The organism is Blautia sp. AF32-4BH (assembly GCF_003460565.1).
Lineage (GTDB): Bacteria > Bacillota > Clostridia > Lachnospirales > Lachnospiraceae > Fusicatenibacter > Fusicatenibacter saccharivorans.
In genome coordinates this window covers 106,180-113,073 of record NZ_QTVL01000010.1, presented here as the reverse complement: position 1 = coordinate 113,073, position 6,894 = coordinate 106,180, and the positions used below count along the sequence as shown (strand labels likewise).

Annotated in this window: 6 protein-coding genes and 1 pseudogene; 3 read left to right on the top strand and 4 right to left on the bottom strand. The window is 48.8% G+C overall.

From position 1 onward, the window contains the following. Positions 1 to 744, top strand: a pseudogene (locus DWZ44_RS18740) (IS200/IS605 family accessory protein TnpB-related protein); the annotation flags it as partial. A gap of 216 nt (positions 745 to 960) precedes the next feature. Here DWZ44_RS18740 and DWZ44_RS13070 read toward each other — a convergent pair. Together DWZ44_RS13070 and DWZ44_RS13065 are read right to left on the bottom strand one after the other, a co-directional pair. After that, positions 961 to 2,124 (bottom strand): GGDEF domain-containing phosphodiesterase, encoded by a 1,164-nt coding sequence (locus DWZ44_RS13070; protein WP_117805032.1) that lies wholly within the window; start codon positions 2,122 to 2,124, stop codon positions 961 to 963. After that, entirely contained in the window at positions 2,124 to 2,306 is a 183-nt protein-coding gene (locus DWZ44_RS13065) for a FeoA family protein (RefSeq protein ID WP_055268169.1), read from the bottom strand. Before DWZ44_RS13065 ends, DWZ44_RS13070 begins: the two co-directional genes overlap by 1 nt. Positions 2,307 to 2,531: 225 nt before the next feature. Between DWZ44_RS13065 and DWZ44_RS13060 the strand changes: the two genes are divergently transcribed. Beyond that, a complete protein-coding gene (locus DWZ44_RS13060) occupies positions 2,532 to 3,005 on the top strand; it encodes a hypothetical protein (protein ID WP_117805031.1) in 474 nt (157 codons plus the stop codon). Positions 3,006 to 3,132: 127 nt separating this feature from the next. Here DWZ44_RS13060 and DWZ44_RS13055 read toward each other — a convergent pair whose 3' ends face one another. After that, positions 3,133 to 4,290, bottom strand: coding sequence for a M20/M25/M40 family metallo-hydrolase (locus tag DWZ44_RS13055; RefSeq protein ID WP_158565101.1), 1,158 nt, complete (start codon positions 4,288 to 4,290; stop codon positions 3,133 to 3,135). Between the two features lie 23 nt (positions 4,291 to 4,313). Further along, positions 4,314 to 5,600 carry a hypothetical protein gene (locus DWZ44_RS13050; protein WP_022461442.1) on the bottom strand — a complete coding sequence of 429 codons (1,287 nt, stop codon included), beginning with the start codon at positions 5,598 to 5,600 and terminating at the stop codon, positions 4,314 to 4,316. Between the two features lie 142 nt (positions 5,601 to 5,742). On the opposite strand from DWZ44_RS13050, the gene DWZ44_RS13045 reads away from it, so the two are divergent. Next, positions 5,743 to 6,855 (top strand): M20/M25/M40 family metallo-hydrolase, encoded by a 1,113-nt coding sequence (locus DWZ44_RS13045; protein ID WP_117805038.1) that lies wholly within the window; start codon positions 5,743 to 5,745, stop codon positions 6,853 to 6,855. Positions 6,856 to 6,894 lie beyond the last annotated feature (39 nt).

Here is a 6,894-nt window from a genome sequence, read left to right as displayed (position 1 = left end):
GCGGAAGAGGTATCTTTAAACCGGACACCTGTCAAAGAACAAACGATCTGCAGTGTGGATCTCGGCATCAATATGGATGCAGTCTGTACCATCATGCGTCCAGACGGAACTATCCTGGGGAGAAAGTTTATTAACTTTTCCAGTGACAAAGACCGGATGTACCGTGTGCTGGGGCGGATCCGAAGATTTCAGCGGGAACATGGATCGCGTCAGGCGCAGGGAAGATGGGCATATGCAAAACGTCTGAATACAGAGCTTGGCAGAAAAATTGCAAAGGAAATCATTTTTTATGCATCAGAAAAGAAGGCAGATGTGATTGTTTTCGAATATCTGGAAATGAAAGGAAAACTTTCCGGGAAGAAAAAGCAGAAACTGCAGATGTGGAGAAAACGTGATATCCAGAAACGGTGCGGACAGCAGGCACATAGAAAGAAAATCCGAATTTCCCGAATCTGTGCCTGGAACACGAGCAGGCTTGCCTTTGATGGATCAGGAGAGATTGACCGTGATATACGGGATCATCGTCTGTGTACGTTTCAGACTGGAAAAAGATACAACTGTGATTTGTCAGCATCGTATAATATCGGAGCGAGATATTTTATCCGTGAAATTTTAAAACCCTTGCCGGAAACGGAAAGGTCTTTGCTGGAGGCAAAAGTTCCTGCAGTAAAGCGTAGAACCTCATGTGTTTATGCAGATCTGAGAGAACTGATTTCAGAAATGGAACTGCGTAAAGCAGCATAAACACAGGCAGATATGCAGTGGATTACCTGTTATGTGGAAACCTGCCGTATCCGGCATGGAAGAAGCACATATCTGTGCAAAATCTAAGTAACAGGCGTATCCGCCGATATTTGGTCTGCCGCCTAAAGCGGCCGGAAGCACGTGACTTTAGTCATGTGAGGTTCACTCGGTAGTAACTACCGGGTAAGATAACCATAGTATAGAATTCGGACTTTGTCAAGCGATCAGCTCTTCAAATTTTTTCTGTTCCATCGGTTTATAATAATAGAATCCCTGCAGCTCGTCGCATCCTTCGGCGATCAGAAAATCTACCATCTCTTTCGTCTCCACACCCTCGCAGACAATCCATTTGTCTGTGCGTTTTAAAAGATGGAACATCTCTTCCAGCACAATTTTTCCTTTTTCGGAGAGGCCCGCCGAGAGGAAATGTTTGTCAATTTTAACTTCATCAAACAGAATATCCTTCAGCGAATTTAAGGACGAATATCCAGACCCAAAATCGTCCATGGAAATGCGGATATCCCGGTCGTGGAAAAAGCGGATCATCTGGTTGACGGCATCAATGTTATGAATGTACGTTGTTTCTGTGATCTCAAAAACCAGGTACTTCGAAGGAATCTGATAATGATCGAGCAGCTGTGTGATCCGCTGTGTGAACGTATCGATCTTGCGGAAATGAATCGGCGACACATTCAGCGAGAGCGGCAGCAGCGGAAGTCCGTTTTCCCGGCGGTCAGCGAGCCACTGGAAAGCAGCATTATACACATAATAGTCGAGCGACTCAATCTCTCCGGTCTCCTCCAGAATCGGCAGAAAGCTGTCCGGGAACCAGAGCGTGCCGTCCTCGCGCAGCCAGCGTACCAGCACCTCGGCGCTTGCAATTTCCTGCGTTTTTCCGCTGATTTTCGGCTGGAAATAAATCTGAAATTCTTTTTTCGCAAGGGCATTCTGGAAGGAATGAATGGTCTCCGCGCGCTTCTGTTCCGTGCTGGAAAGCTCGGCGTTGTATTCGAAGACGCAGGTGGAAGTTTCCTTCGCACGCCGCCGCGCAATGTTGGCATGAGAGATGACTTCCTCCGCTGGTGTGTCCGTGTCATTCAGATAATAGACGCCAGTGTTCAGCGTCATGTAATTCAGCGGGTACGATTCCAGCACTTCGCGGATCGCCTGCTTGTGATAGGCGGAAATCTTTTCCCGCACCACGGCCGGATCCTGCCCGGTGATATCGATAATGCCGACAAAGATATCGGAGTGATAGCGGTTCACAAAGAGTGTCTGCGGAAAGAGTTCCAGCTTTTTCAGGATGAAATTCAGAATGTTCGTACCCATCTCATAACCCCAGTAATCGTTGATCAGATGAAAATTGTCGACATCCGTCATCAGAAAGGCGTACTGCTTTTCTTCGCTTCTGTTATTGAGAAGCGTAAAAATTTTTTCTTTAGAATCGAAATCCTGGCCCCGGGAACAAACCCCAGCGACTCCAGATAATGGCGCTGTTTTTCCTGGCCGCAGATTTTATTGATGACGTAAAACTGATTGAAATCGGTTAAATTTAAAGGCATGCAGTTCCTCCTTTATTACGAGAGTACATCGAGTTAGAATTGCCTAACAGACAGTATAGCATAACATATTTGGAACAAAATAGAAAACTTTTTCATTGAGAAATTTTTTCAAAAAGGTTTTACGGGGGCGGATGCATTTTTGCGTTTCTTATTTTGGGGGAATCATGTATAATGGAAATGAAACATCAGTGACAAACTATGACATGGGAAAAGGAAGAGAAAACAATGAAACATAGAATAAAAATCCTGCTGCTTGCAGTTCTGATCGCAGCACTCTGCAACTGTATGCTGATGATCGGAATGACAAAAAAGAAAGAGAACAATACAATTCCAAAAGATGCAAGCCTGATCTGCGAAGAAACCGTATCGCCGAACAAGGACTATATTACGGATGAAAAAGACCTGGTAAATTATACCGTGCGCGTCTATCAGGAAAAAAACAACGACATCATCGTCTATGCGGAATCCAATTCGCCGCTGTTCGATGAAGCACAGTACATCGTAACATGCGACCACGCCATCACCGCCGACGATGTCCAGATCAAATGGACAACCCTCATGGGCAGTACCGAAGCGAGCGAGAAAGATGAGATCGGACTCGCACACGTTTCGATCGCAAAAGACGGGGAAGTGTTCAATGAAAAGACGATCAGCTTTGTGGCGAAAGCGGTGAATGCGGTTACGGATGTGATAGGGTAAAGAAAATAGGATAACAAAAAAAGAAACGAGCAACTCCCTCGGCTCCTGATGAGCTTACCGGACAAAAACCCCGTTTCTTTTTTTATGTTAAATATAGTACATTATTTGTCAAGAACCGCAGAGCAGTTTACATTGCCAAAATCGTAGCTACCAGCTTTTTACACTGTGTCAGCAGCGACGACGGAATTGCATACTCATCAAGTGAATGTGCGCCTGAGCCCTGGATGCCGAGGCTGCAGAGGGCGGGGATTCCGATGCGGGTGACGAAGGAAGTGTCGGAGCAGCCGCTCTGCTGGATGCCCTGCGGGATTGGTTCGCCGAGGAGTTTACAGCTTTCCTGGTAGAGGGAGAGGAGGCGGTCAGCGCCGTCGACCATTTCCATGGCTGGGTAGTAGCCGTTCTGTTCCATCGTGCAGCTTGTGCCCGGAACGGTGACGTGTTCGCAGAGATTTTTTAAGAAAGCGATGGCTTCCTCATACTGAGCATTTGCCGCATAGCGGATGCCGATGGAAAACTCACAGGAATCCGGGATAACGTTAGCACCGGTTCCGCCCGAAATGCGGCCACAATTGAAGGAAAGATAGCCGAAAACGGAGCGGCTTTCAATCTCTGTAATCATGCGTGCCGCCTGCAGAACCGCACTCGCGCCTTTCTGCGGTTCCTTTCCGGCATGAGCAGCTTTTCCTTTTACTTTTACGCGGATGATCGCGCCGCCGCTTCTTCTCGTAGTCACTTCACCGTTGGTATAACTCGATTCCAGATTAAACGCCGCCTCACAGCCGCTGGCATATTGTTCGACAAGCTTTCCGGCCTCGCCGTGGGAAAACGCGTGGGCAACTTCCTCGTCACCAGTGAGAACCAGCTTGATCTGGCGGTCTTCATATCCGACAGCATTCAGCGCGCGGAGCGCAAACAGCGCAATGACATCGCCGCCCTTCATATCATAAACGCCAGGGCCGTACACGCGGTCATCCTTCACAAGAAACGGTTCCGGCCCAAATTTTCCGACCGCATGCACCGTATCCATATGTCCGAGCAGAAGAATCGGCTTCTTCTCCTGCGGCCGAGTCCATGCCGCAAACGTCGGACCGGCCTTCTCAAAATGATGAATCTCCCGCTCCATACCAAGCGCATCACAGTACGTATCAAGATGCGCCGCAATCCGCTCATTCGCCTCGCGGTCAGCAGAAGGCGTTTCAATGGAGACAAGATTTTTCAGCAGCTCCATCATACTGTGTTCGTTTTTCTCAAGATAGGCAAATGCCTGTTCCGTTCTTTTATCCATAAACATTCTCCATTTCTTATGTTTTATAAAGTGATTTTCATAATCCGTGCCGGCCGTCCCCTGCCGCCGCTGATTTTGCCGATCGTGGTCACACAGTTTTCCTGTTCCAGCCGCAGAATCAGCCGGTTGGCGCTCCGCTCCGTGATCCCCATATCTGCAGCGAGCTGTGCGGAAGTGATTACCTGATCATGTGACCGCAGAATCTCTTTCAGTTTTTCATACGTACTGCTGCTGATGTGAAGCCGGTGCAGAAGATACGCCGTGTGATCGGTCGGGTCATTGATCTTAATTTCGGTAAACTGATGCTCATCCTCCGCAATATAGTTCGCGCCGGAGCGGTCCGCGATCGAGTGGTTGAGCGCCATCGCCGCGCGGGATTTCGCCTCCATGGGAGTATCACCGTAGCCGATGCCGATCCACAGCCGGTTGTGCGGCGTCTGCTGTCCGTGAAACAGAATCTTCTGATATTCCCCGTTCTGAATAAATTCCCGCATCAGAACCGGACGGGATGACATGATATAAAAAATAGAAGCGCCCTCGGAGAACGCAGCAGCCCCCATGCGGTGGGCGGCAGAGTAGATCAGCTCGCGCATCTCATTCTGATAATGAATCTTCTCCCATTCCCGGAGCGAAAGATCCGTCTCCTGATCAAAGGAATAATCAAAATAGATCTGCACGGAAGCACTCTGCCCGCGGTTCTTCTGCGCCGTATTTTCCAGAAACTGAAGATGATAAACCTGTTCCAGAATTACATCCTCGGAAACCGAGATGCGGATGCAGGGAATGCCTTCTGCCGACAGTGCCTCATACGTTTTTTCCATGTTGGTAAAGCAGATTTTTGCCCCGTTGTGAAAATAGTTGTAACGGTGAAAATCCGTGAGGGCATCCTGAAAATCGCCCTGATCGGGAGAAGAGCCGTGTGCCACAAGGACGCGGCCATTGGAAATGCCGATCTCTTCCAGCGTTTCCTGCACAAGCTGTTCCTCATACATATCGATACTGATGACATCCGGCACGCAGGAATAACGGACAGCAGATTCCGCCAGCGCTTTTAAGATGGAAGCCTGATTGTGCGGAAGAAAGGTCCAGGGAACGTTTGGCTCCAGCCGCTTTAAAGCATAGTGATAGTTGGTCGGCCCAGTAAAAATAATGCCGGATACTTTCCCTTTCTGAAACTGGGCAGCCGCTTCCAGACCGTACCGGTAATCGTTGGAACGCCGGTAGACCACTTCAAGGTCCGGCATGCGCTTCTCCAGCGTTTTCTGAATCCTGTCGCAGATATGGTCAGAACCTGTTACGCCGATTTTCATATATAAAATTCCTTTCCGAGAATTAAAGACATAAAAATGAATTATGGCATAATTTTACACCTATTAAGGACGAAAGGCAAATGGTAAGATGTAGAAGAATTGTTTTTGAAAATTTTTTTCAAGAATGGAGAGTGGAAAAGAAATGAAAAATCAACGTATGTTAGATGAACTGACCGAATTGATGCGGATTGATGTGTCGAGCGGTCAGGAGACGGAGATTGCAGAGCATCTGGTGAAAAAACTGGAGCAGATGGGATTTGCGATTACGCGGGATGAGGCCGGGGCTACGTTTGGCGGCATGTGCGGCAATATTCTGGCGGTTCGGGAAGGAGAGCGGGACGGTGTTGTCTGTTTCTGTTCCCATATGGACCGTGTGCCGGGCGGCATTGGAATCAAACCGGTGGAGGAGGATGGAATCCTTCGTTCTTCGGGCGACACGATTCTGGCGGCGGATGATCTGTCCGGTGTGGCAGCCATTTTAGAGGGCGTGCGTCAGGCGATTGAATCCGGGAAGGCGCTTCCGAAACTGGAGATCCTCTTTACGGTCGGCGAGGAGGCCGGTCTGTACGGTGCGAAAGCATTCGATGTAAGCCTGCTGACATCAAAAACGATGTATGTGCTCGACTCCCCGGGACGCATCGGCCGAATTGTAAATGGTGCGCCGGGCCGTGCCCTTCTGGAAGCACAGGTTTTCGGCAAGGCAGCCCATGCGGGAAATGAGCCGGAGAAAGGCATTGATGCGGCAAAAATTATGGCGGAAATGCTCGCAACGATGGAGACGGGAAGACTGGATGAAAATACAACGTCGAACTTTTCTCACCTCTGGTCCAAAACATGCGAGGCAATGAACGTTGTCTGCGACCACGCAATCCTGCGCGGAGAGATGCGGAGCCGGTCGGGAGAAAAACTCGACCGCTATGAAGCGTATTTCCAGTCGCACTGCCGTGAAATCGCAGAAAAGCGCGGTGCGCGTGTGGAATTTAAAAGAGAAAACACCTTCCTGCCGTTCTTCATCCCGGAGGATTCCGAGATGATTCAGATCGTCACGGAATCCCTGAAAGAGATGGGAATCGAACCGCAGATCAACGGCGGAGGCGGCGGTATGGACGGCAATATTTTCAATCAGAAGGGAATCACCTGTGTCGGTATCGCAACAGGATATTTCAAGAATCATTCGACCGAAGAATATCTGCATCTCGATGACTTCTATCATGCCGGAGAGCTTGTGGCGCGGATAATTGGAAGGATTGCATAAATATGCAAAATATAAAATAAAAACTGGATAAAACTTGCA